The sequence below is a fragment of the Priestia aryabhattai genome (assembly GCF_023715685.1).
GTDB lineage: Bacteria > Bacillota > Bacilli > Bacillales > Bacillaceae_H > Priestia > Priestia aryabhattai_B.
Genome location: NZ_JAMBOQ010000002.1, coordinates 605014 through 629561, shown reverse-complemented (window position 1 = coordinate 629561; position 24548 = coordinate 605014). Strand labels below are relative to the sequence as shown.

Below are 24548 nucleotides of genomic sequence, written 5' to 3'. Positions count from 1 at the left end.
AACCCTTCTGTTTTTCAGAAGGATTTTATACATTAAATGTTTGAACAAGAGTTGGCTCTCCGTCAATTTCAATTTTCTTTTCTTGAAAGGAAATATGTAGACTTTCATAAATATGCTTCCAAAATGAAATAGCTGGCTTGTTGTCTGCAAGCTCAATAATCATATACGTTCCTTTTCGATTAGAAAAAATGTCTTTTACCGTTTTAGAAGCGATGCCCTGCCCTCGATATTTGTTTAAGATAAAAAAATCATTGATGCAGTAATCTGCTTCTTGCTGAAGCGCGGGCTGTTCAAGAAGTAAGAAAAAGCCCGTCAGCTCACCATCTACTTTAATAAAGTATGGCGAGAGGCCTTCTACTTTCCAAAACAGCGGCAGCTCTTCAAAATGAAAAGCTCCATCTTCGCGAATATCTAAAGAAGGTGTATACGCAGATAAATCGTGGAGATAAAGAGAATACAAATTTTGCAAAACGCCCGCTTGGCTTTTAGGTACTTTTTCAATAGTAAGCATTCTTAGTTCATCTCCTTTTTTTACTATCATAAGGGTTTTTTGCGGAAGTTTACAGTAAGAATGTTTGGGGCAAAGTGAAGATAGATAGTCCAAAAGCGCTGTTTCATTTTGTAGATATATTAAATGCAACAAAAAAACGATCATCTCCGGTATTGTACGCTCCGTCTGATAATCGTTTTTTATGTTTTGTGTCGTGATGCTGAAGTTTTTCCTGCTTTGTTTTGGTTTTGCGAGTTTCCATGTCTGCAAATACAAACAGACTGCGGTTTAATTCTGGATTTCGTTTTCCTTCACGCGTCATTTTATCACGCATTTTTTTTGCTTTTGACTTTGCCATGTAACTTCCTCCCTATATAAATGATGTATACATATCTTACTGCTTTTTTATAAATTGTCAAGTGCAGAAGCACTGATATGTTAACAGTGCTTCTGTATAGTCAAGACTCTTTATTTTTCAGCATATCATCTAACTTTTGCTCCATTCGCTGAAGCCTTTTTTCATTTGCCCCTTGCTTTTGAATCAGCCTTTTTACGCCTATAATAAATGCAATAATTGCCCCTACTCCTCCTATAAAGATAAGCAGCATAACGATTTGAAGAATAACATCACCTATATTAACCATAGTTCCACCTTTAATCTATTTTTTTACATTATATCATTTTTATGGATGTATATCGCTTTATTTTATAAAAAACGCTCTCAGTGCTGAGAGCTTCATTTACTATCTTCATCGTAAACCGTCCACTTTTCCTGTTTGATTTGATTGGAAACATCAATCAGTTTATTTTTCACTCGGTCCTTTTCGGCTCCTGTTAAAGGCGTAGGTCGGTAGTCATTTCGCGCCGTTGTGGAAGAAATACGGAATGGAATGACGTTGATGTCTTTATTAGTCGTTAGCTTTCCATCTTTAATCGTAAACGTCTGCTGAAATACAAATGTATCTTTATCACTTGGATTTTTGTTTCCGCCAAACATAAAGTTTCCTAAGCTATAGACAATAAATTTATTTTTGTACTCTTCAATTCCTTGAACAACATGAGGATGATGACCTAAAATCAAATCTGCTCCGTTATCAATTGTATACTTCGCCAATGCTTGCTGCGCTGTATCAGGAACATAGTGTCGTTCAGATCCCCAGTGAAAATGCACAATGATAATTTTAGCCCCTTTTTCTTTTAAAGACTTAATTCCGTCTTTAATCTCGCTTCTTATTTCTTTTGTGTCATCCCAGCCCGGATATCCAAGCAATCCTACTTTGACTCCTTTTACCGTTGTGATATATGTATCTTCATAGCCAAAATAGCCTATTCCGCTTTTCTTTAAGTTCTCTCTTGTATCTTCATATCCTTGCTGTAAATAATCACGTGTATGATTATTAGCTAAGTTAACGGTTTCAATACTTCCTTGTTTTAAAATATTCACAAAAGAAGGATCACCTTTAAAACGAAATGTTTTACTTGCTTTTTCGGTCGCAGTTGTCAGCGTGGTTTCTAAATTAACCGTTGTTAAATCATCTTGTTCAAAGATCGACTTTACATGTTGTGTAAAATACGGCAGGCCATTTCTTGCCGCTACGTCATTAAAAGTAGAATCGTAGCTGAAGCTTTCATCATTTCCTAATGTAAAATCTCCCGCTGCGCTAATTTTAATGGTTGTATTAATGCCCTCTTTTTTGTCTTTTTTTGTCGCTTCTTCTTTAGATTTTACAGCTTCTTCTTTTTTCTGCGGTTCAGAAGATGTTTGTTCTCCTGCTCCTCCGCATGCTCCCAGTAAAAAACACAAACTTCCATAAATAACAGCTTTTTTTAAATACTTATTCATGTAACGTTAAAACCCCTTTTTACATTTTAATAACTGTGTTTGGACATGGTGTTTACTCTACATTTCGCCAAATACATACAATCCTCCTGTTATATCGGCAAAATAAGTGAAATTTTTATAAAAAAAGGAAGTTATGTATACTCTTCTTGGGTTAAGACAAGAGGTTTTTGCTAAGAAAAAGTAGTACAAACGCTAAGGAGAAAACTGATGAGCTGTAATAAATGTCAAGTAATTTACAAAAAAGCATAGCGATTTCCAAACATCACCTAAAATAAAAACCTCCTTTGCTCATGCAAAGAAGGTTTTATCTAAACTTAACAAATCGAATCATTAGATTTAGGGTTTTTGAGTCCAAATAACGGTCGGATAAATAGTGCTAAGCCTGTGCCAAGCATCGCCATAACCATCCATACCCATCCATGAAGACTAAATGAAGCAATGCCGCCAAAGTAAGCGCCGATGTTACAGCCAAAAGCAAGACGCGCACCATATCCCATTAAAAGGCCGCCAACAACAGCTGCTCCTGCAACGCCGGGCTTAATTTTTCCAGGTTTGAACGTCCCTTGCGCCGTCGCTGAAATGAAGGCGCCTAGTATGATCCCAAAGTTTAACACGCTAGTAGAGTCCGCTAGCACACTTTGCGTTAGCGCTTCTCCATTCGCACCTTGGAAAAACCCCCAGCTCGATACATCTATCCCAACTGCCATCATCGCTTTTCCGCCCCATAAAGCAAAAGCAGAAGTAATTCCCCAAGGATTTCCTCTTACAGCAAGCGTCAATGCATTTAATACAGCCAGCACAATCGCTGCGGTAAATAGAGGCCAAGAGCCGCGAATAATTTTTTTCCACCCTTTTGTAGTAGGAAGCTGTTTCATCATAGGCGGATTTTTCTTTTTGGCAATTTGAATCGTAATCCAGTAAATCGCTGCGAACGCGATGAGCTGTACAATCCAAGCACCAAAATAACCAAGACCCGTGGATTCAGCTAATGAAATAGGCGGAAGCGAAGGTTGTTTTTGCCAAAATGGCAAATGATACGCCCCGAACATAGAACCTACAATAAAAGCTAAAAGTGTTAAAATCATGGAAGAGGAGCCGCCACCTAACGAATACAACGTCCCTGAGGCACACCCATTTCCTAGCTGCATGCCAATTCCAAACATAAACGAACCAACTATAACGCTTACTCCTACAGGTGAAACATATCCTTTTGGCGTTACGCCTGTAAAGCTAAAGCCTGTACTTAAAATAATTGCAAACAGCGTTGAAGCAATCGCTAGCATAAGCATATGCGCTTGCAAACCTTGAACATTTCCGACAGATACGAGTCGGCGAAATGCTGATGTAAAGCCAAAGCGTGCGTACAGAAGCGTCATTCCTAACGCTAGACCGATAATAAATAAAGCACCTTGCGTCCAATCAGTCGTTAGCACAATCGCAAGAAGTAAAATAACCGCTGCTATAACCCCTCCTGCAAATAATGGCTTTTGCATAGGGCTTAATTCTGTTACAACAGTGGTTGGCTTTGATTTATATGATGAGTGCAACGTTTGTGCCAAATCATCCACTCCTTTTCTGATAGAAATACTAAGAATTAATATTTATCATTTTATAGCACTTCCCTTCTCCTGTAAACTATTTAGCAAAATGAAAGTGAATTGTTTATTTTTAAAATATTCTTACCTTTAGTCATACAAAAAGCAGAAGTTTCTGTTCTTCTGTCTCTACCCCTTCCGCAAGAGCCTTCGCCCCCATTTTATGGGTGATAGCTAACATCTCTTGGGCGACTTTTTTCTGTTTCTCATTCTTACTGACTCCGTTTGTGAATTTAAATGCTAATTTCACCACGTCAGGCTCCACTTCTAAAAGCCGCTTCAGCGTGTTATAACCAACCCTACGTCATCTAAAGCATATTTAAATCCGTGGGAGCGATAATAATTCAAAATGTTTTTTAAATGCTCAATATCTTGAACATCCTCCGTTTCAATAACTTCAAACACAATTTGCTCTGGTTTTATATTCAATTCTTTAATTAACGCAAATGTAGATGTCAAGCAATGCTCGGGATTATATATTGCTGTAGGAATGAAATTAATAAAAATCAGCTGATGATCAATAACGCTGGCATTTTTTACGGCTTCTAAGCGGCAAACTCGGTCAAGGGCGAGGGTTTTATTTCTTACTTGAGCAGCTTCAAACATTTTAAAGGGCGGTATAATAGAATGCACCCAAAAGTTTTGGTAAAATGATAGACGTCTTTTATTGTCTAGATCATACGAAGAACTTGATATAAGGAAGTGAATGATTCATGAGCAAAAACCGTTTTACTAAGTGGTTTTTATTTTCTTTAATACTCTTTGTCTTAAGTACCGGGGCAATGTATTATATGCTGTATATATCGTACTGGGCGTATTCTATTAAGCTGTTTTTAATCGTGGTGCCGCTCTTTACATTATTATCGGTGATTTTTGGTGCGTTGGTAATCGTCCGTGAGCACAAAAGAAAACGCGTATTTCAACTGCAAAATGAAGGAGGCAGTCCCAAAAATACGTTTATTCAAGGCTTTTCCGAAATAACGGTAGGAGCAGGATGCATCTTGCTGTGCTTTTTTCTTTTTCTTTATTTGCTAATGGATTATTAAGTACATATAAAAAAGACGAGCAGGCAGCTCGTCTTTTTATTTGGATCTTTCTAGAATATCTCGAACGCTTGCATAATCAAGCTCTTTATAAGTGCCAACACCTGGTTTTACAAAGGTCTTTTCAACAATAGCATCAAATTCACGATCGTCAATATCATAGTCACGCAAACAGTTCGGGGCTCCTAAGTCATTCCAGAAAGCACGAAGCGCTTTTGCTCCTTCCATTGCTGTTTCTTCATCGCTTTTTCCCGCTGGGTCAATGCCAAATACGTTTACAGCCAATTGTTTTACACGAAAAGGATTTTCTTTTAGCACATGCTCCAGCCAATTAGGGAACAAGATAGCAAGACCGCCTCCGTGGGGAATGTCATACACGGCCGACAGAGCATGTTCAATACGATGAGTAGCCCAGTCTCCTCCATCCGTTCCGTTTGCTAAGCTTCCGTTAAACGCTGTCGTGCTTATATACATCATCGTTTCACGATACTTATAAGAAGTCAGGTTTGTAAGAAGCTTAGGACCTTCTTGTACAGCCGTTCTTAGCAATGATTCAATAAATCCGTCAATCATCGGCGTATTTTCTGTACGATGAAAATAGTGTTCAAGAGCATGCGACATACTGTCAACAATTCCATAGACGGTTTGGTCGCGCGGTACTGAAAATGTGTACGCCGGATCTAAGATAGAAAAGACGGGAAATACGTGAGAAGACGTCCATCCTAGCTTTTCTTTTGTTTCCCAATTCGTGATTACAGAAGTTGAATTCATTTCAGATCCTGTTGCTGCAAGTGTTAATACCGTTCCAAAAGGAAGAGCACCTGTAATCTCTCCTTTACGTGTAATTAAGTCCCATGTATTTCCTTCATACACGGCTCCAGCTGCAATAGCTTTTGTACAATCGATTACACTTCCTCCCCCAACAGCTAAGAGAAAATCAACGTTTTCTTTTTTACATATGTCAACGCCTTTAGCTACCGTAGTCAAACGAGGGTTAGGTTCTACACCAGACAGCTCGTGAACAACTGCGTTAATAGACTGAAGTTCAGCTTTCACCTCGTCATATACGCCATTTCGTTTGATACTTCCTCCTCCGTATACTAACAAAACGTTTACTTGTTTATGATAAGAAGCAAGCTCTTGTGATAATTTCGTAATTTGATTTTTTCCAAAGTATAATTTTGTAGGATTGTACTGCAAAAATATATTCATGTTCTACACCTCTAGTTTTCATTTCTCATAAAAGTGTATCACGAAAGCAACTTCATCATTATTGAAGATTCTCTATACCTATTATCAATATTTTTGATAACCTTCTTGTACAAGTGAAATAAATTGTTGAATAGGTGCTGTCAGCCATTTTTTCTTTTTGAATATGAGCTGTGAATAAAGATAAAATTCTTCATGGTCAAACGGGATTTTATTTAGTTTTCCGCTTTCAATCTCTTGTTTCACCGCTATTTCCGGTACAAGAGCAATACCTAAATTATCCGCTACGCACTGTTTAATCGCTTCAAGGCTGCTAAATGAAATCACTGATTGCATATGAATACCACTGCTGCGCATCATCTCTTCTAAAAGCGTGCGATAAGGGCAGCCACTCTCGGTTAAAATGATGGTTTCCCCTTCAAACTCTTCCATTATAACGTTGTTTCTTTCACTAAAAGAATGGGAAGGCGAAGCAATCATAACCATGTTTTCTTTTCGAATAGGAATCACTTCTAAACTTGAAGATGTTTGAAGCCGATCAAGCAAAACGGCTACGTCATACTTTCCGTCAATAATTCCTTGGGTTAAATTTGGGCATAAACCCGCTTCTAGCATAATCTTTAGAGAAGGGTACTGCTTTTTTAATTCACGAATATACGGTGTAATAAAATAAGCGGCCAGTGACTCCACGGTTCCTATTGAAACCGTGCCTCTTGCATCTTCGTTTGTAGTAAGGCGCTCTTTTGCTTCATTTAATAACTCAGTTACTTGGTTAACATAATAAAGCAATTCTTCACCAGGCTGAGTCAGCTTCATTTTTTGTCCTGTTCGTTCAAATAGCTTTTGACCATAATAATCCTCTAATTTCTTTATATGAGTGGTAACGCTTGACTGAGCATACCCTAACTCCTCACCCGTTCGTGTATAGCTCCCCCACTTCACTACTTCTTTGAATGTATATAAATAATTAATATCCATGTGCTGCTCCTTATGTACTGCTGTTTTGTTTCGTTATCCATATGCTAAAGCTGTTCTAGTAATCAGAACCTATACGCAAATAGAATCACAGTACAGTATAAGCGAACTCGTTTTGCCAAGCAATTTTATCAACCCTAAAGATTCTTTTTATTTCAGGCAATTACGCCGTTTTTTGTTCATAGAATGAAAAAACAAGCAAACCTATAAAAAGAAAGGGTGTATTTTGTGACAGCTTATAAAGAAGTGGTGTATAAAGGAAAACGCTTTGTACTGATTCACGTATATGATTCAGGATACTGTGAAATTCGACCGATTAATCATTCTTTTAAAGTGGAGCTTGTGCGATTAGATGAGGTAGAAGAATGCGGATAACCGTGGTGAACGCAGCTAATGCAGCTGCGTTTTTGTTTGTGTTATAAACAAGTGGATGAGATAAAAATAGCTGAATTGGCTGGCCTTTTACACAATTTCTTCCTGTATACTTTGTAACTAAGGATATCCGCACTTATTTAGTTTCTATACTTACCCGAGGTGATTACATGAAAAAAGGCTGGCTGGAATGGATATTACTATCCGTTGCGTTAATTTGGGGAGCCAATTATACAATCGGAAAATTTGGAGTCACTCATATGTCTTCCATCCAATTTAGCGCGCTGCGTTTTATAATGGTTGCTCCTATTCTTTTACTTATTACAGGAATAATAGAACGAGGCATTCGTATTGAAAAGAAAGACTGGGGACGTTTAATAGCAGTTAGTATAGTAGGCGTTACTCTCTACCAGACGCTGTTTATGGTATCTGTTAAGTACACGACAGCTACAAATGCTTCTTTACTTATTTCGATGTCTCCTATTTTTACAGGAATCTTAGCTATATTATATAAGCATGAAGCTTTTTCGTTAAAAACACAGCTAGGCTCCGTGCTTGCTTTTTGCGGGGCTGCATTTGTACTGCTGTTCGGTCACTCTAGTCATGCGCTGTCGCAGCTTGCATGGTTCGGAAATATCATGGGGATTGTGGCAGCCATTGCGTGGGGCTGGTACCCGATTTTAGCAAAACCTTTAGTCGTAAAATATTCTGCTTTGCGCGTGACTGCCTGGTCTGCTTTGATCGGAGCTATTCCGCTTACCGTCTATTGTCTTTTCACCTATCAAACACTTGTATGGCCCACAGATATAGGCAGCTGGAGCTCTCTGGCATACTCTATTCTGTTCGTGACGGTGTACGGGCTGGTGATGTGGTATGTAGGAATTGGTAAAATCGGCTCTACAAAAGTAATGGTGTATATGTATGTCATTCCTTTGTTCGCCGTTGTTTTTGCTGCTGTAACAATCGGAGAGACCATCAATACCATGCAGCTGCTTGGAGGACTTATTATTTTTAGCGGATTGTATATTGTTAAAAAAAGCCCTGCTCCTAAAGCGGCTCTTAAACTTAAAAAAGCAAACTAAAAAGAGCCTAGGCTCTTTTTAGTTTGTATTCATGAGTGATTTTATGTTGATTGTATACGTGTTCAAAGCCGTTTTGTTCATAAAATAACTTCGCTTCGTCCATATCTGTATATAAGACAAGGCTATCGTAATAGTTTTCTGCATAATTAATGACCTCTTTTAGAAGGCGCTTGCCTATCCCTCTTCCCCGAAATTGAGCTGAGATGTAAAACCTTCTTACTCTTCCAACGTTAGCATACTGACTATAAGGACCTTGATTAAGGCCGGCTACGCCTATTAATCTGCTTTGTTCACTGTAAACTCCCCACAATCTTTCGCCTGTTTTGATAAATACATTTTGATCATTTTTATACTCCGCTACTAGCTTTGTAAGAAAGAAAAAGCCTTCCCGCTGGCTTTCTATTAACAGCTCTTTCATATCATGTTCCATAAGGTACGTTATCCTGGTGATCTTCATATATCCCCTCTCCGTTCAGCAGGCGTCTTGTCTATTTCGATAGAATACTTGTTATACACTAATGCTATCATGCCTGTTAAAGCTGTTAACAGCAACATGGAGCTTGAAAATAGATACACAAACCTCACCCCAAACAAATCGGCTACTGTACCTACAAATGCGATAGAAAGTATAAACACAGCCTGTACAAGAGTTGATTTTGCCGCTATTACTTTAGGAAGTATCCGATTGCTGCAGGTATTTTGATAAATAGTTTCCTGAGCTACGTCTCGAAGCTGATAGGCAGGACCCATCATTATCAAAAGTACTAAAGCTAGATACGGGTTCGTTACTAGTCCGTAAAAACCGGTTAAAACAGCATAACCAATTGAGCCTGCGAACATAAAAAGCAAAAGCCTCCCTTTTATCATAGAAGACATTCGATACACGATAATTCCCCCGACTATGCTTCCGAAATAATACGCACCGTTTATATACCCCCACCACGCTTCTCCTTTTTCCAGCACTTCTTTCACAAAAGAAAGAGTGATAGCGCCAATCCAAATCGTTCCGACCAGTGATTCTATTATATCCATTATAACAAGTGCTCTGATGCGCTTATGTATCCATAAAAAACGCCATCCTTCCATTAGTTTTGCTGCGCTTCGCTTTTGTGTTTGTTTATATGTACCAGCTTCTTTTATAAACAGCAAGCAAACAAACGAGATCAATAGAAGGCCTGCCGTTATAAATAGAGACTGAGTGAATTCCGTTAAGGATAAAACTAAACCACCAAGCGACCACCCTGCAAATAGAAAGGTTTGGTCAATTGTTGAAAGCAAGCTATTCGCCTGCATTCTTTGACTTTTACCTACTAAGCTACCCACAACAGACGTTTTGAAAATGGAAAAAAAGCCGTTAAAAAAATAAATTATTCCAATGATGATAAAACACATCGTTAGTACTGTAACTGTAAATTCTTGTGTAAGTAGCACATACAATCCAGCAAGCATTCCTATCTGCATAACCTGTACAGACCGCATAATGTAAATAGATTTGTATGTATCGGCTAGTAAAGGTACGCTAAGGCCACTAAGGAGCCGAGCAATTAAGCTCGTCATCGTAATCATTGACGCAAGAGCTGTTGAACCGGTATTTTGCTTTATATAGGAAGTGAGGGCCATTGTATAAACAACAAAACCTAAATTTGTGGTTACTTGACTTGCTGCTAAAAAATAAAAACGTTGAGTCAATTCTTTTCTCCTTTCTGTTAGACGTAACATGCAAAAGGATAATATATTTTTGTTAATTTTTCCCTTTTTAAACTATAACACTATTTGACGAAATCCAAAACTATCTATAATTTAGTAGATGGAGGTTTTTATGTTTAAATATAGTTTTCTTATTGTTCTTATCGCTTTTTTACTTATTAACTTTAACGGTCAGGAAAATCAAATTGTGGGAGGCAGAATAAAAAAAGAACGAAGTGAGGTTTTCTTGGGGGAATACGACAGCTTTACAGGCCGCTACTCTCGGAGCATTAAACTCAAAAAAGGCGTAACCTATGCTTTTACGCTATCTAAAAGCACTAAAAGCGGAGACCTCTCCTTGTATGTAGAAGATCCAAGACGTACACGTTTCTTCGAAATGACCAATAACTCTCTTTATTTAACACCTGAAAAAACGAGAAGATATCGTATTAACTTTATAGGCTCTGAGCATAAAGGCTCTTTTCAGCTTCACTGGAAAAGCAGCATTCAAAAAGAGAGCGAAAGATCTGTTTAATACCACGTGTTTTAGATAACTTTTAAACGAGGAGGAATGGTTTATGATTATTAATCAAGCTGTCCTGTACACTCACTTATTGGACACATTGAAGGATTTTTATGTAAATTCTCTAGATTTTCCATTAACCGCCGCTTCACCTCATTCTTTTTCCATCAAGGTTGGTGAAAGTGAGCTAACTTTTAAAGAAAGTTCTCTACATACAAAGCCCTTTTACCATTTTGCTTTTAATGTTCCAGCAAATCACTTCATGGAAGCAAAACAATGGGCTACTCAGCGAGTCTTCCTTAATACAGAAGAGGAAAAAGATGATATTTATTTTGAATCATTTGATGCTCATTCGTTTTACTTTGAAGATCCTGCTCATAATATTGTTGAATATATTTCAAGACATTCGGACTGCCCGCCATCCAACGACCCCTTTTCTTCTAGGTCGCTTTTAAGCATAGGAGAAATCAACTTGACAACGCCTCATGTCCGCTCTGTAGGGACACAGCTTATTAACTCCGGTATCACTGTGCGCAACAACAGGCTATTAAACGAGACCTTTAACTTTTTAGGAAGCGGCAGTGCGTTTTTTCTTGTAGGGACGCCTAAAAGACGGTGGTTTTTTTCGAACCGGAACTCTGAAGTCCATCCATTAGTGGTAAAGGTAAATCATTCTCTAGTAGTTGCGCTGGATGAAAAAGGAATGTTGAGGATTACGCAAGAATGATTGTTTTTTCAGTAAAGCCACGTAACAAGCGAACTTGTTACGTGGCTATTTTTGTGCAAAATTCAGCTCATACTCCCTTATAGATTTTGTATATAGTCCTGAATTTCTTTTCTATTCATCAGCATAAAAACCTTGCAACCCTCATCATTTCTAAGCTTTTTAAACCGTTTTCTCATCTTTTTTTGCCTCTCTCGATAAGTAGTAAGAATAAACGTAAAAAATGACCAATCTACTTTTTCAGGGCATCCTTTTGCCATATCTTCACGCGTTTTTCTTGCATATACAATCCTCCGCTTTATTACTCGGTACACACAAACGATTAGCGGCAGCTCTAAATAAATAATGGTATCTGCACGCTTCACTCGCAAGTCATACGAATTGCTGTAGTTTCCGTCGATAACCCAGCTGTCTTTTCTTACAATGTTCTCCTGCAATTCTCTAAAACTATCATCGTCTCTTTCCGTCCAGCCCGGCTGCCAATACAGGCTATCTAAATGATATACTTCTAGATCAAGCTTTTTTCCTAATTCTTTAGCAAATGTAGACTTTCCTACCCTGGAGAAACGCCCATTACCAGTACTCTTTTCATCTCATCACCTTACCTTTTTAAGAAATAAAGCTGATTGAAGAGAAGGCGGTTAATTGTTTATAGCTGACTCGGTGCAATCGGTGTATTCAGAGCGGGCTGCTGTATAAAACAGGTTTATATTAGCTCTTTTATTTCCGTAATTTCCAGATAACATATAAACATTCATCATAAATTCCTGTATTCCTTCTTGCTTTGTAGTAAATAGGTTGCTTTTATCAATCGTTTCCTTTAACTTAAATGTGAGTATATAAAAGTAAGGTGAAAAAAATGAATGCATCTATGCTAAAGAGATTTTTACGAAACCTCGGTATTTTTATTTATATTGTCATTGCAGCTATTAATATTTACTTGACGAGAAATGACCTAGGCGATATGCTTACCCGCCTTGTGCTGCTGACTATTTTACTTCCTTTGTTTTTTAGTTTTGTGTATGCGTTAGGAAAATCACATTTTAAAAGACAAGAAGAGCTAGCTGAACAAGAGAAGAAAAAAGAGTAAAAAAAGCCTTTTGTAGAGGGGTATTCCCCTTTCTAAAAGGCTTTTACTCTTTTTCGTATAACTGAACATTAACTACATCAGGATTAACGTGATACTGCTTGGCAATTTGATTTACCATTTGCTGAATTTCCCTCTTCTTATGGGAAGAAAGGTGTTCGAGGGGCAGTAGAACCAGAACTTGAGCTTCCGCATAGTCATTCAGTACAGTAACTTCTTGATAACCATGCTGCGTCAAAAAAGCTTTTAACGCTTTTTCAAAGTCTGTGCTCTGTTTTTGAACAGATATGGAAGGCTGATCGTAAGAAAATAGCGAAACCTCTTTCTCTTCAGGCTTTGTATACACCATCCAAGCAGTTGTAAGCATTGTGACAGCAATGCCAACATTTAATACCCACACTTTCATACCACGAACGCTCCTTTTAATCAAGTTTGTTCATGATATGAAAAAATTCGTTCATTCATGCATTATCTTCCTAGCCATCCTCCGTCTATGGCAAGTAAGTGCCCATGAATATAAGCAGACGCATCAGATGCTAAAAAGACGACGGCTCCTTTAAAATCATCTCCTTGCCCCCATCTGCCTGCGGGAATACGCTCAATAATCTGTCGGCTGCGCGTTTCATCGCTAATAAGTGCTTCATTCATATCGGTAGCAATATACCCTGGTACAATTCCATTAACATTTACGCCTTTTGCTGCCCATTCATTAGACAAAGCCTTTGTAAGCTGGGCAACTCCGCCTTTTGCTGCTGCGTAAGCTGGAACGGTAATGCCTCCTTGGTAAGAAAGCAGAGATGCCATATTAATGATTTTTCCGCTTCCTTGTTTAAGCATTTGCCTGCCCGCTTGCTGACACAATAACCATACCGTTTTTAAATTAACATTTATAACAGCGTCCCAATCTTCTTCTGCAAAGTCTACAGCGGGTGAACGCCTTTGAATGCCTGCATTGTTCACTAAAATATCGAGCTTTCCAAAATGACCAACAACCGATGAGATCGCTTCGCTTACTTCAGAAGCATTTTCTAAATCACAGTTAACAATAAAACATTTTCTTCCGAGACATTCAATTTCTTCTTTTACTCCAAGAAATTCCTTTGATCGCTGCAATAGCGCGATATCCGCTCCTGCTTCTGCCAAAGCAATTGCCATTGATCTTCCAATACCTCTCGTTGCTCCCGTAATCGCTGCTACTTTACCATCTAAAGAAAACAAATCTACTGTCATTGTTTATTCTCCTCTCCGTTTGGCGCAAATAAAATTTTAAGGGATTCATCAGGCCGCTGCATAAACTCAAACCCTGCTTGAATATCTTCAAGCGGCAGCTTATGAGAAATCAAAGAATCTGCTGCTATTTGACCGCTTGCCAATAAATCAATAGCCGTCTGAAAATCTTCCCTTGTATAACATCTCGTTGTAGTTAATGAAATTTCTTTAAAGTGCATCGCTGCCAAATCCACTTCTGGGGCGTTTTTGTATACGCTGACCACAACAATCTCTCCTTGAATACGGCTTGTTTCAACCATTTGTTTTGCTGTAATTTGATTTCCGGCTACTTCAAATACAACGTCTGCACCGACGTCGTTCGTAAGCAAACGTACTTCTTTTACTACGTCTTTTTTCGTTGCATCAATTGGTATAAAGCCAAGTTCGTTCCCTTTAGTTAAGCGATAAGAGCTAATGTCTGAGATCATTACTTTTTTTGCTCCTGCTCGTTTCGCAATCATGGCAATCAGAAGTCCGATAGGCCCTGCCCCTAAAATGACAACTTGGTCCCCTACTTTCAACCGTGAGCGTCGTACTGTATGTACGGCAACCGCTACAGGTTCTGCAAGAGCTGCATATGCGCTAGACAGTTTCTCCGGCAAAGGGTGAAGACGGTTCACTGGAACAGACACGTACTGCGCGAACCCTCCATCTTGATCAATGCCAATTAGTTTTAACTTCTTACAAACATGAAACTGTCCTTTTACACAGGCTTCGCATGTTCCGCAGCTAAGCGTAGGTTCAACTGCTACGCGGTCACCTAGAGAAAATTCCGTTTCCCCTTGGATCTCCTCTATAACTCCGCTGAATTCATGTCCCATAATAAGTGGCGCTTGCGCTCTAGGGTGTTTTCCAAAATAAATCATCATATCCGTTCCGCAAATTCCAACATGAGATACCTTTACAAGCGCTTCTCCTTCTTTTATGACCGGCTTCGCTTTCTGCTGCATGACGGCTTTTGTTTCTGAAACGTAGACACCTGCTTTCATTTCCCCATCCCCTTTGTATACTTGTCGACAAGTTGAAAATAAAAAGATCCAAAAAAATTCTGGAACTTTTATACCCTTTTTTTATGCTTCATTTACAAGTGAAGCTGTTATGGTATTTCGCGTATCTTTAAAATGACGTTTCACTTCATCTTGAATACGTTTTATATTTTGAGACTTTAATGCCTTAATCATTTCACGATGCTGTTCAATCAGTGGCATAACAGCTTCTTTGTCATCTCGAAATCTTTTTTCTGTGGTAATTAAAAGGGCCGCTAAAATAATTTCACGGATGCTTTCCCACAATCTTAATATCCGCTTGTGTTCTGCTTCGATAATCACGAGCTCATGAAACCGCAAATCTTGATAAGCAAATTCTACATAGTCATCGTATTTAGCTGCCATGTTCATTTGATCAATACTTTGCTCAAGCTTTTTAATAAGCGAATCATGATTGACATCAGATAAACGTTCTAAGACAAAATGTTCTAAAAGCAGACGAACATCGTACAGCTCGTGTAAATCTCTAGTTGTTAAACCAATAACAACTGCTCCCATTCGCTGTAAGTCAATGAGCCCTTCGTTTGAAAGGGTCCGCAGCGCTTCTCTTATAGGAGATCGACTCATTCCAAACTCTGCCGACAGCTGATTTTCGGATAGTATGGTTCCTTTCTTCAACTCGCCGCTCATAATTTGAATTCTCAATTTGCTTACAACCTGTTCTCCCAGCGAGGCTCCGCGAAGCCATATTTCCGGGTAGGTTACCTTTTTAATGTGTCATCACTTCCTTAACCAACTTGTATACAAGTATTCAAGAACTAGTATATAGATAAGAAACCTTATTGTAAACGGTTTCTTTCCACAAATGTATATTTTTACAATTCTTTCTTACACTAAAAACTACTGATAAATAAAAGGTGGGAAGATGAATGAATCAAATTATATTATGGGGGATTCTTGTTATTCCATGGTTTTTACTGCTGCTGCTTGATAAACAGCGTGTTAAACGCTTTTTTACTGTAGGGTTATTTGCTGCATTAATGATGACAATCGCCTATCAAGTAGCGGAAAAAATGCACTGGTGGACGGTTCAAGAAAACGTGTTTTTTCTTACTAGCATGGGAGCAACGATTTATTGCCTTCATATTGTGATTACTATCTTTGTCTTTTACCTTACGTATCCCGGATTTATCTTGTACATACTTGTTAACATTATTTTGGATTTGATTCATGGTTATGTAATTGTTCCTTTTCTCGTTAAAATTGATCTTTATAATCTGTATGAAATCAGTCATTTTGGCCTTTTCCTTGTCATGACTACCGTAGCCATTATCCTTTACTTGTTTCAGCGAATGCTTGACTTTATATTTGAGGAAAGCCATGCATAAAAAGCCACAGCTTTAGCTGTGGCTTTTTAATCAATAGAAAAATGGAATGACTGTATCTCCTCGAATCGGTTCAACAGCTGTATGAAACTGAATCCGCAAACTTTTTGAAGTTTCTATGTCAGGGGCATCCATGACGTGAAAATGAATATGTGGCTCGGATGAATTCCCGGAATTTCCACACCTTCCAAGCAGCGTTCCTTTACGAACCTCGTCTCCTTTTTTCACAGAAACCGATCCTTTCTTCAAATGTGCAAGCACACTATATTCTTTTCCTTCATGCTCAATGATAACGTGATTTCCAAAAGGATATTTTTTATTTGTTTGCCCAATTTTATTGTCTTCTTGGCCATCAACTGCTGAAACGACGACTCCTTTTAGCGGAGCTACAACCTTTTTTCCATATGCATAGTAATCTTCGTTTTTCATTCCATCATTTTTATAACTTTGCTTTCCTTTTCGCACGACTAAATCATACGCATACCTTTGGTTTTCAACTGGATGGTGATAGTTCAACATCTCATGCTTTCCTCCCCAATAGACAAACCATTCGCTTTGAATTGGCATCGTATATTTGTTTGTACTCCATCGATCTCTATCTGAAAATGATTCTATAGGAGCAAGCACAAGTGCTTGAATAATGCTATGTTCATCAAACATAACGCTGATTGCTTTTGTCTGCGTAGAATTTAACCAAATAAACTGCTCAATTTGAGGAGTTAAATGAAGATTTGTTTCTAGGCTATAGAACTGTTCTCCTTGATTAAACAATTTGCTTTGCTCCAAAAATTGCTGAAGCGAAACTTGACGTTTAAATTCTTCGCTTACACCAGCATAAACCTTCTTAAAATCCCCTTCTGCAAATAAAGTTCCAAACTCTTCTGTGATGTTCACTTTTTTCTCTGTATCCATCATTGTAATCCACCCTTTTATATGTATTTCAATTTGTTTGAATTATCTATAAGTAATACGTTTTATCTTATAAAAAGGTTTCATTTTCCAATTATTCCACTTCAAAATCTTCTTTTATGCCGTATTTACAATTTTCTCAATGCATTTTATACTTATTTTACAAATATTTGAAAGGAGGTGCAGCATGATGAAAATAACGTTAAATAAGAAAATCAAGCTGCGCCGAGTATGTGTTTTTGGCGCTTAGCTTTTAAGGAGATCATACAATGAAAGTAGCATTAGTACGTCATTACAAAGTAAACAAAGGGCTTCCAGAAAACCACCGCTTATCCACCGATGAACTAGTGGCTTGGTTTCAGGAATATGATGAATCAGATATTACGTATGGAGAGACTGATTTGAATAATATTGAATGGAAACGCTGTTTTTCAAGCGATATGCCGCGTGCACACAAAACGGCAAAGCATATTTATAAACAAGAGATCACTCTTCTTCCGGAACTTAGGGAAATACCTATGCCTATTATTCCATTTAAATTTAAACTTCCTTTTATCCTCTGGGCATTACTGTTTCGCATGTCCGGACTCATCAATTGTCCGGACTCATCAATAAACAAGCCCGTAAAGATATGGCTGAGACTAAGAGAAAAGTAGCAGCAGTGCTAGATCGCGCTATTTCTGAGTCAGAAGACGATTTGTTGATTGTCAGCCACGGAGGCATTATGAAGTTTATGCGTAAAGAACTTATAAAACGCGGCTTTAAAGGGCCTCGTTTTGATATTGCTGTTAACGGAAAGCTTTATTTATTTGAGAAGGAATAGAATGAAGCTTACTAGAAAAGACATTCCTAAAAAAAGTCGCAGAGACCAGCCTCTGCGACTTTTTAATAACCATTTTCTTCAATTATTAATGCTTCACGCAAAGCGATATCTTTTCGGATATTATGAGCGATTTCACGCGTAATTTCTCCTTTTTCATAAAGTTCTTGCACCGTTTCCCGCTCAGTATGAAACGCTTTATAACATAAATCTCTCGTTGCTTTTTTACGTTTGCGCGAATTATACTCCGTACTCTCTTTTCTAAGTCTTGCCATAGATCTATGGTATTCACTAATAATAGCAAGTGAAACCATTCGATTTTCTTCGTTCATATTTTCTTTAATGACCTTTATCGCTTCTTCAATCATTTGAATACGTACTTTGTTCACTTTGCTTCTTCTTCGCAAGCTTTGTTTTCTTAACGCCTGCTTATTCGGTGAAAAAATTCGGACTAGTAATAATAAAACTTTTTTAAACCTCATCCAGCTCACCAATAATTTGTACCTTACACGATTGGTTACAGCCATTTCAAGCTTGTGCGTATGTTCCAAACAAATATACGCTGTCTCACGGTCTATTTTCTCCTCTTTTAATAGCTTTTCCACCAATTTCCCCTTGGCCTGAAGAGCCAGCAATCGAATTTCTTCTTCATACTGTTTGTGTTCAGAGGCTTCTAAAGGATGAGTTTTAACGATGATGTTATTAATCGTTGTATTATACGTTGAAATTAATGAAAGGGCTGCTCCTCGATTTTCCTCGGTCATTTCTCTTTTTAACCGCTGAATAGCAGCTTTGTGTACTTTAATGCGTGCTTTAACCTCTTTTGTATTGCGCTCAGGCTTCTTCGGCGCCTTTTCTGTTTTCGCAATGACGGGTAAAAGAATACTTGCCGTAACTAAGGTTAACAATATAACGCCTGCTGCTAGAAAAATAATCAGAGAGCGTTCAGGAAAATCACTGCCGTTATCAAGCGTATAAGGAATCGAAAACGCTCCGGCTAACGTAACAGCCCCTCGTACACCTGAAACCGTAATAATGCCAATGGACCGAGGCTCAGGTTTTAAATGCTTGTTATTTTTGTAATACCACCCTACTGACCATGACACCATCACCCATATGAAGCGCAGGACAAGCAAAAAGACAGTAATAATCAAAATATAAAGAAGCACTTGTCCATTATTAAAGTTTGGATCTTGAATAATTGCTTTCGCCACTTTTGGTATTTGCAGACCAAGCAGTACAAACACCAAGCCATTTAACAAATATAAAATAACCGTCCAAGTACTTTTTGATACTACTTTAAGCTGCTGGTTAGGCGATTCTTCTCGGTCGCGCTCAATCGCATGCACAATACCGCCCGCTACAACTGCCAAGATTCCTGATAAATGAAAATGTTCAGCAATGTAAAAGACAACAAACGGAGTTAGAATTTGAATTAACATATGAATTGTAATATCTTCCATTCCTAAACGTCGAACAAGTACACGCAGTCTGATAATCAGAAAAGCGATAAATGCTCCTACAAACAAACCACCCAGCGCTACCCAAAGGAACTGAAATGTAGCATCTACTATCGAAAAGACGCCCGTTACGGTAGCAGCTACTGCTACTTGAAACGCTACAAGACCAGAGGCATCATTCATCAGCCCTTCGCCTTCAAGCAAATGCATAATTCGCTTAGGCAGCTTTACTCGGCTCGCCATAGCTCCAACGGCTACTACATCTGTTGGGGATAAAATAGCGGCTAGTGCAAATGCCGCCGGTAGTGGAATGGAGGGGATGAGCCAATTAATTAGATATCCCCCTACTGCCACCGTTACAAACACCAGTCCCAGCGCTAGTAATAAAATAGGTGTGCGAAGCTTCCAAAGAGCCGCTCTTGACACATTTTTTCCATCATTGAATAATAGCGGGGCAATAAATAAAATAAAAAATAACTCAGGCTCTAAATGTACATCTCCGCCAAATGGCAAGATAGCAAGCACTGCTCCCAAAGCTATTTGAACTAACGGAACAGGAATAAATGGTACAAAATGATTAATGATATTAGATAGACCAATCAAAGCCAATAAGACTAATATCGTCAGAAAAAATTCCATAAAAACAATCGACTCCTACTTCTATTTACATCCTTTTAAAGGTATCACGTTATCTCTTTTCGTTCATTTTATAGTGTTTAGTTTACGCTTTTTCTGCCAAAAAATGTTGCAGGTTAATAAAAACTGCTCTTTCTTTTCCGTAAGTTTATTTCTACCGACATTAAGGGAATAGTATACATGATATTCTTTATTTACCATATAAATCAGCTCAGCAAACTTTTATAAGGAGGTGTTCCCTTATCCGTTTCAACGGAGTAAGGAGATAAATTTGGAAACAGTAAATATCATTTTATTCATTGTATTAATCATATTAACAGCCTTTTTTGTTGCAACGGAATTTGCCGTTATTAGGGTACGGTCGACTAGAATCGACCAGTTAATTGAAGAAGGAAACCGGAACGCTTTAGCAGCAAAAAAAGTAGTATCAAATTTAGATGGCTACCTTTCAGCCACACAGCTGGGCATTACGGTTACCGCACTGGGCCTAGGCTGGATAGGTGAACCTACGGTAGGGCATTTATTAGAGCCGCTTATTGACATGCTTCCTTTTGCTACATCACTTTCGCATGTCATATCTTTTGTTCTTGCTTTTTCGATTGTCACATTTTTAAATGTGGTAGCTGGGGAACTTGCGCCCAAAACAGTGGCGATTCAAAAAGCCGAACAAGTGACGCTGTTATTTTCTCGGCCTCTTATTCTTTTTTCTAAGTTACTTTATCCGTTTATTTGGCTTTTAAACCACTCAGCAAGAGGCGTTGTAGGATTATTTGGACTGAAGCCAGCTTCTGAAAATGAAGTAGCTCATAGTGAAGAAGAGCTTAGAATTATTTTATCTGAAAGCTATGAGAGCGGTGAGATTAATCAATCGGAATTTAAGTTCATGAATAATATTTTTGAATTTGACAATCGTACGGCTAAAGAAATCATGGTGCCTCGTACAGAGATTGTTAGCGTATCAGCAGATGAAACGATAGAAGAATTCTTAAAAATGGCTAGAGTAGAGCAATATACTCGCTACCCAGTAGTGGTAGATGGAAACAAAGATCAAGTGGTGGGATTAGTTAATATTAAAGAAATATTAGCGGATTACATAAAAGAAGATGATATTAAACCACGTACCGTGCAAACGTATATGAAACCCATCATTCAAGTCATTGATTCCATCGCCATTTACGACCTATTGCTTAAAATTCAAAAAGATAGAATTCACATGGCCATCTTAATAGACGAGTACGGAGGAACAACAGGGCTTGTAACGGTAGAAGACATTTTAGAAGAAATTGTTGGTGAAATTCGTGATGAATTTGATGATGATGAAATACCGGATGTACACAAAATTAATGAAAATCACTACGTGCTAGATGCCAAGGTATTGATTGAAGAAGTGAATGATTTACTCGGAACAAATATCGAACAAGAAGATGTTGATACCATTGGAGGCTGGATGCTGACCGAAAAGTTTGATCTTGCTAAAGGTGATAGCATCACACACGAAAGTTTTTCATTTAAAGTCATTGATATTGAACATCACCATATCAAACGAATTGAAATAACAAAGGAAAAAAGTACGGATAACAGCTGATTATCCGTACTTTTTTTGATGCTCTTTTTTAAATTTCAAGTACTCTTTATTCTCTCGTACCTCCTTCCATTTTTCCATAAAAATAGCCGCCGATTTTGCTTTTTGTTCATCAATTTGCCGTTCGTTACGCTCTCCGTCTTTGCTGTATTTCTTTCCGGCTTTGTAGTTCGCGTAGCGCCTGGATCGCGTGTATCCCATTTGGAGAAATTTTCGGGCCATGTCCATTCCAACAAAATCGCTTTTTTCTTTGTAGGTCAAAAAAAGCTGATAGATGGCGTCTGCGGATTCTTCAGCAATTTCAGGTGTTCGAAAACGCCAATGAGGAAGAATTTCACTTTTATATGGCTCAACAAGGAGAACTCCTTGTTCTCCTTTTCCTACTCTATACTTTTCAGGATGTTTTCTAAAATCAATATGCTCAAAATCAAGTGAATAATCAAATGCCACGGCTCTTCCCTCCTTTTTGATCTCTACCCTTTACAAATGAATGATAAAACTTCTCTTAAAGAAGTTTTTCACATGCAGATGCGGGTAATAATAGGTGGATAAGTATGACTAACTTTTTTTCTCCAAGCTAAAAGAAGTCCGAACTTATTAAATCATGATACGGGAGATTTCGTTATATCAATAAAGCTACAGCAAAACCGAATAAAAGCTAATTTTTGGATCACTCCTACTTTATATGGAATTGTTGTTTTTGTTTTAGCTACTATTATAAGTTTATCGTTTTTCCACTTCCAACCGATCCAACGATATGTATTTTTTCACATTGAACGCTTTGAATACTTGATCCCTCCTACTTCAAGCCTGTTTTTTACACATATTGTATAATTCAAGTTCTTTTTCTCTAATGCAAACCCGAACTTTTTATGCTAGTATTTTATGGTACTTGACTGACAAAAGGAGTGAAATCACAGTGCCTAAAACCCTTTTTGGAAAACTTACGCTGTTTTGGATTGGACTATTTTTATTAATTACAGGTCTATTTTTTTATTATAAATATACAAACCAAGGGTTTACCGCTGCAGATTTATTCTTTCGCGTCTCTCCTCCTTTAGCTGCTATTGGCTTTCTTTTAAGCGCAGCCGGACTATATGAAGAACGAGGAAAAAACAAGCTAATTCCTCTTGTTGTGCTTGTTATTAGTTTCATTATGCTCTGTCAAGCAGGCTACCATTTTATACATATGCATACTCCACCGCCTCGTCCCTGATTTTGCCTTCCTCTCATTTCTAAAAAAGCTCTTCGTTTAGTATATAAGCGAAGAGCTTTACTCTCTATTCAAATAATCGCACAAGCTTTTTTGTATAGGGATGCCTGTTTTCATCAAATAGTCTTGCACGTTCAAATTGATCAATAACCTCGCCTTGCTGCATAACCACCATGCGACTGCTCATAAATTTTACTGCTGCTAAATCATGCGAAATAAATAGATAAGATAGCTGAAACGTCTCCTGCAAATCTTTTAATAAATTTAAAATCTTTGCTTGTACCGTAACGTCAAGGCTCGCTGTTGGTTCGTCTAGTAGCACTAGAGACGGACCTACGCTAATAGCACGCGCAATCGCTACACGCTGAAGCTGTCCGCCGCTGAGTTCATGAGGATAACTCAGCGCATATTCTGCGCTGATCCCGACTTTTTCTAACAAATAAAAAGCGATTTCTTTTTCATTCCTGTTCACATGAGATAAAAATGAAGGAATGGTGCGCTGCTGACGCAAAGGCTCGAGCAAAGAATCGATGATTTTTACTTTCGGATTAAAAGAAGCCGCGGGGTTTTGAAATACAACTTGCATGCCTAGACGAGCGTGCTGCAGTTTTTTTCCTTTTAACCTGTGAAGAGGCTTCTCTGCAAACCATACTTCCCCCTGCTGAATCTCTGTTAACCTTAGCACGCTTTTTACAAGCGTACTTTTTCCGCTTCCACTTTCTCCGACAATCCCTACGCATTCCCCTTTATCGATATGCAGAGAAACATTATTTAGCGCTTTGATGTCTTTATACTGTTTCACAAGCTGCGTGACACGTAATATACTTTTTTCTTTCATATCTTACTCCTATATCAACACTTTTTTCTGCGTATCTAACAGTCGATCAGGCGTTTCTTGTAAAGAAGGAATGGCGTTAAACAGTTTTTTCGTATAAAAGTGATGCGGAGCATGAAGCAGAGATTCGATACCATTTTCTTCCACGATTTCTCCTGCTAACATAATAGCTGCCCGGTCTGCATATTTCCGCACATGACGCAAATCATGGGTAATAAACAAAATGGCACAACCTGCTTCTTCTTTCAGCTTGTGCAGCAGCTGAAGAACTTCAGCTGCTGCCACGCTATCTAAAGCAGTAGTTGGTTCATCTGCGATAATCAAGGCAGGCTTCATCATCAACGCTAAAGCAATCGCAGCTCGCTGAAGCTGTCCCCCGCTCAGCTGAGAAGCATAGCTTTTATATACACGTTCATTGGGTAAATTCACAGCTTTTAGAGCCTGAAAAATGGCGGCTTTCCTGTCTTTTTTAGCCAGTTTACTATGTGTACGAATCGTTTCATCAAACTGCTTTCCAATTGTTAAAAAAGGAGTAAATGCGCTTCGGTAATCTTGAAAGATATACGAAATATCTTTTCCAAGGATAGGCTGATGATGAGAAGCGTTTCCTTTCCGATTAAAGGTAATAGAGCCTCCTTTAAGCGTTACACCTGACGGCAGCAGTCCTCCTATCGAAGCAGCAGTGATACTTTTCCCGCTTCCGCTTTCTCCAACGAGCGCCATCCACTGTCCTTGTTCGATTGTAAGAGAAACGTCTTTTACAATGTGTGTTGTTTTATTATGAATGGCTAGATGTTTTACTTCTAAAACGATGACCATCACCT

General features: G+C 38.3%; 31 protein-coding genes and 1 pseudogene. 11 read left to right on the top strand and 21 right to left on the bottom strand.

Features of this window, described 5'->3' with window-relative positions:
• Positions 1-25: 25 nt before the first annotated feature.
• The 7 genes from M3225_RS10125 to M3225_RS10095 all read right to left on the bottom strand — a co-directional run bounded on the left by M3225_RS10125 (position 26) and on the right by M3225_RS10095 (position 4534).
• Entirely contained in the window at positions 26-511 is a 486-nt protein-coding gene (locus tag M3225_RS10125; RefSeq protein WP_251393107.1) for a GNAT family N-acetyltransferase, read from the bottom strand.
• Positions 512-614: 103 nt separating this feature from the next.
• Positions 615-848, bottom strand: a complete 234-nt coding sequence (locus M3225_RS10120; RefSeq protein WP_251393105.1) for a hypothetical protein — start codon at positions 846-848, stop codon at positions 615-617.
• A 100-nt stretch (positions 849-948) separates the two neighbouring features.
• Positions 949-1134 (bottom strand): DUF4083 family protein, encoded by a 186-nt coding sequence (locus M3225_RS10115; RefSeq protein ID WP_251393103.1) that lies wholly within the window; start codon positions 1132-1134, stop codon positions 949-951.
• A 92-nt stretch (positions 1135-1226) separates the two neighbouring features.
• The gene (locus M3225_RS10110) at positions 1227-2333 is read right to left on the bottom strand and encodes a CapA family protein (protein WP_251393101.1); all 1107 of its coding nucleotides are present in this window, start codon (positions 2331-2333) and stop codon (positions 1227-1229) included.
• 314 nt (positions 2334-2647) lie between these two features.
• Complete coding sequence (locus M3225_RS10105) at positions 2648-3892, bottom strand: YeeE/YedE family protein (protein ID WP_251393099.1); 1245 nt, start codon at positions 3890-3892, stop codon at positions 2648-2650.
• 130 nt (positions 3893-4022) lie between these two features.
• Positions 4023-4178: a hypothetical protein gene (locus M3225_RS10100; RefSeq protein ID WP_251393097.1), complete on the bottom strand. Its 156-nt coding sequence runs from the start codon at positions 4176-4178 to the stop codon at positions 4023-4025.
• Between the two features lie 29 nt (positions 4179-4207).
• Positions 4208-4534, bottom strand: coding sequence for an EAL domain-containing protein (locus M3225_RS10095; protein WP_251393095.1), 327 nt, complete (start codon positions 4532-4534; stop codon positions 4208-4210).
• A 107-nt stretch (positions 4535-4641) separates the two neighbouring features.
• On the opposite strand from M3225_RS10095, the gene M3225_RS10090 reads away from it, so the two are divergent.
• Positions 4642-4974, top strand: coding sequence for a hypothetical protein (locus M3225_RS10090; protein WP_251393086.1), 333 nt, complete (start codon positions 4642-4644; stop codon positions 4972-4974).
• 36 nt (positions 4975-5010) lie between these two features.
• Here the strand turns inward: M3225_RS10090 and M3225_RS10085 are convergent, their stop codons facing one another.
• Together M3225_RS10085 and M3225_RS10080 are read right to left on the bottom strand one after the other, a co-directional pair.
• On the bottom strand, positions 5011-6183 hold the full coding sequence (locus M3225_RS10085; RefSeq protein ID WP_251393084.1) for an iron-containing alcohol dehydrogenase: 1173 nt from the start codon (positions 6181-6183) through the stop codon (positions 5011-5013).
• A gap of 84 nt (positions 6184-6267) precedes the next feature.
• Entirely contained in the window at positions 6268-7158 is an 891-nt protein-coding gene (locus M3225_RS10080; protein WP_251393082.1) for a LysR family transcriptional regulator, read from the bottom strand.
• A gap of 225 nt (positions 7159-7383) precedes the next feature.
• Here M3225_RS10080 and M3225_RS10075 point away from each other — a divergent pair, with 225 nt between their 5' ends.
• Together M3225_RS10075 and M3225_RS10070 are read left to right on the top strand one after the other, a co-directional pair.
• Complete coding sequence (locus tag M3225_RS10075) at positions 7384-7530, top strand: hypothetical protein (protein WP_251393072.1); 147 nt, start codon at positions 7384-7386, stop codon at positions 7528-7530.
• A 167-nt stretch (positions 7531-7697) separates the two neighbouring features.
• The gene (locus tag M3225_RS10070; RefSeq protein ID WP_251393070.1) at positions 7698-8609 is read left to right on the top strand and encodes a DMT family transporter; all 912 of its coding nucleotides are present in this window, start codon (positions 7698-7700) and stop codon (positions 8607-8609) included.
• Between the two features lie 7 nt (positions 8610-8616).
• On the opposite strand, the gene M3225_RS10065 is transcribed toward M3225_RS10070, so the two are convergent.
• Positions 8617-9039: a GNAT family N-acetyltransferase gene (locus M3225_RS10065; RefSeq protein ID WP_251393068.1), complete on the bottom strand. Its 423-nt coding sequence runs from the start codon at positions 9037-9039 to the stop codon at positions 8617-8619.
• A gap of 23 nt (positions 9040-9062) precedes the next feature.
• The gene (locus tag M3225_RS10060) at positions 9063-10298 is read right to left on the bottom strand and encodes an MFS transporter (protein ID WP_251393066.1); all 1236 of its coding nucleotides are present in this window, start codon (positions 10296-10298) and stop codon (positions 9063-9065) included.
• 130 nt (positions 10299-10428) lie between these two features.
• Here M3225_RS10060 and M3225_RS10055 point away from each other — a divergent pair, with 130 nt between their 5' ends.
• Both M3225_RS10055 and M3225_RS10050 read left to right on the top strand, forming a co-directional pair.
• The gene (locus M3225_RS10055; protein ID WP_251393064.1) at positions 10429-10830 is read left to right on the top strand and encodes a hypothetical protein; all 402 of its coding nucleotides are present in this window, start codon (positions 10429-10431) and stop codon (positions 10828-10830) included.
• A gap of 43 nt (positions 10831-10873) precedes the next feature.
• Positions 10874-11545 (top strand): glyoxalase, encoded by a 672-nt coding sequence (locus M3225_RS10050; RefSeq protein ID WP_251393062.1) that lies wholly within the window; start codon positions 10874-10876, stop codon positions 11543-11545.
• 77 nt (positions 11546-11622) lie between these two features.
• Here M3225_RS10050 and M3225_RS10045 read toward each other — a convergent pair.
• A pseudogene (locus tag M3225_RS10045) lies at positions 11623-12134 on the bottom strand (topology modulation protein).
• 267 nt (positions 12135-12401) lie between these two features.
• Here M3225_RS10045 and M3225_RS10040 point away from each other — a divergent pair.
• Entirely contained in the window at positions 12402-12632 is a 231-nt protein-coding gene (locus M3225_RS10040) for a hypothetical protein (protein WP_013057513.1), read from the top strand.
• A 43-nt stretch (positions 12633-12675) separates the two neighbouring features.
• On the opposite strand, the gene M3225_RS10035 is transcribed toward M3225_RS10040, so the two are convergent.
• The 4 genes from M3225_RS10035 to M3225_RS10020 form a co-directional block, all read right to left on the bottom strand.
• Positions 12676-13035 carry a hypothetical protein gene (locus M3225_RS10035; RefSeq protein ID WP_251393060.1) on the bottom strand — a complete coding sequence of 120 codons (360 nt, stop codon included), beginning with the start codon at positions 13033-13035 and terminating at the stop codon, positions 12676-12678.
• 62 nt (positions 13036-13097) lie between these two features.
• The gene (locus M3225_RS10030; protein WP_251393058.1) at positions 13098-13859 is read right to left on the bottom strand and encodes an SDR family oxidoreductase; all 762 of its coding nucleotides are present in this window, start codon (positions 13857-13859) and stop codon (positions 13098-13100) included.
• A complete protein-coding gene (locus M3225_RS10025; RefSeq protein ID WP_251393055.1) occupies positions 13856-14887 on the bottom strand; it encodes a zinc-dependent alcohol dehydrogenase in 1032 nt (343 codons plus the stop codon). Before M3225_RS10025 ends, M3225_RS10030 begins: the two co-directional genes overlap by 4 nt.
• A gap of 81 nt (positions 14888-14968) precedes the next feature.
• On the bottom strand, positions 14969-15613 hold the full coding sequence (locus tag M3225_RS10020) for a GntR family transcriptional regulator (RefSeq protein WP_285885541.1): 645 nt from the start codon (positions 15611-15613) through the stop codon (positions 14969-14971).
• 200 nt (positions 15614-15813) lie between these two features.
• Here M3225_RS10020 and M3225_RS10015 point away from each other — a divergent pair, with 200 nt between their 5' ends.
• Entirely contained in the window at positions 15814-16272 is a 459-nt protein-coding gene (locus M3225_RS10015; protein WP_251393048.1) for a hypothetical protein, read from the top strand.
• A gap of 30 nt (positions 16273-16302) precedes the next feature.
• Here M3225_RS10015 and M3225_RS10010 read toward each other — a convergent pair whose 3' ends face one another.
• Positions 16303-17184: a M23 family metallopeptidase gene (locus M3225_RS10010; RefSeq protein WP_251393046.1), complete on the bottom strand. Its 882-nt coding sequence runs from the start codon at positions 17182-17184 to the stop codon at positions 16303-16305.
• Between the two features lie 263 nt (positions 17185-17447).
• On the opposite strand from M3225_RS10010, the gene M3225_RS10005 reads away from it, so the two are divergent.
• Both M3225_RS10005 and M3225_RS10000 read left to right on the top strand, forming a co-directional pair.
• Positions 17448-17834, top strand: a complete 387-nt coding sequence (locus tag M3225_RS10005) for a histidine phosphatase family protein (RefSeq protein WP_251393043.1) — start codon at positions 17448-17450, stop codon at positions 17832-17834.
• Positions 17810-18001 (top strand): histidine phosphatase family protein, encoded by a 192-nt coding sequence (locus M3225_RS10000; RefSeq protein ID WP_251393041.1) that lies wholly within the window; start codon positions 17810-17812, stop codon positions 17999-18001. Before M3225_RS10005 ends, M3225_RS10000 begins: the two co-directional genes overlap by 25 nt.
• Before the next feature lie 62 nt (positions 18002-18063).
• Here M3225_RS10000 and M3225_RS09995 read toward each other — a convergent pair whose 3' ends face one another.
• Positions 18064-20097, bottom strand: a complete 2034-nt coding sequence (locus tag M3225_RS09995; RefSeq protein ID WP_251393039.1) for a Na+/H+ antiporter — start codon at positions 20095-20097, stop codon at positions 18064-18066.
• Between the two features lie 268 nt (positions 20098-20365).
• Here M3225_RS09995 and M3225_RS09990 point away from each other — a divergent pair, with 268 nt between their 5' ends.
• Positions 20366-21679, top strand: coding sequence for a hemolysin family protein (locus M3225_RS09990; protein ID WP_251393038.1), 1314 nt, complete (start codon positions 20366-20368; stop codon positions 21677-21679).
• On the opposite strand, the gene M3225_RS09985 is transcribed toward M3225_RS09990, so the two are convergent.
• A complete protein-coding gene (locus M3225_RS09985; RefSeq protein ID WP_251393037.1) occupies positions 21680-22126 on the bottom strand; it encodes a DUF4385 domain-containing protein in 447 nt (148 codons plus the stop codon).
• Positions 22127-22595: 469 nt separating this feature from the next.
• On the opposite strand from M3225_RS09985, the gene M3225_RS09980 reads away from it, so the two are divergent.
• Positions 22596-22892 (top strand): hypothetical protein, encoded by a 297-nt coding sequence (locus tag M3225_RS09980; protein WP_251393036.1) that lies wholly within the window; start codon positions 22596-22598, stop codon positions 22890-22892.
• A 64-nt stretch (positions 22893-22956) separates the two neighbouring features.
• Here the strand turns inward: M3225_RS09980 and M3225_RS09975 are convergent, their stop codons facing one another.
• A complete protein-coding gene (locus tag M3225_RS09975; RefSeq protein WP_251393035.1) occupies positions 22957-23727 on the bottom strand; it encodes an ABC transporter ATP-binding protein in 771 nt (256 codons plus the stop codon).
• A gap of 9 nt (positions 23728-23736) precedes the next feature.
• Positions 23737-24546 carry an ABC transporter ATP-binding protein gene (locus M3225_RS09970; RefSeq protein WP_251393034.1) on the bottom strand — a complete coding sequence of 270 codons (810 nt, stop codon included), beginning with the start codon at positions 24544-24546 and terminating at the stop codon, positions 23737-23739.
• Positions 24547-24548: the final 2 nt, after the last annotated feature.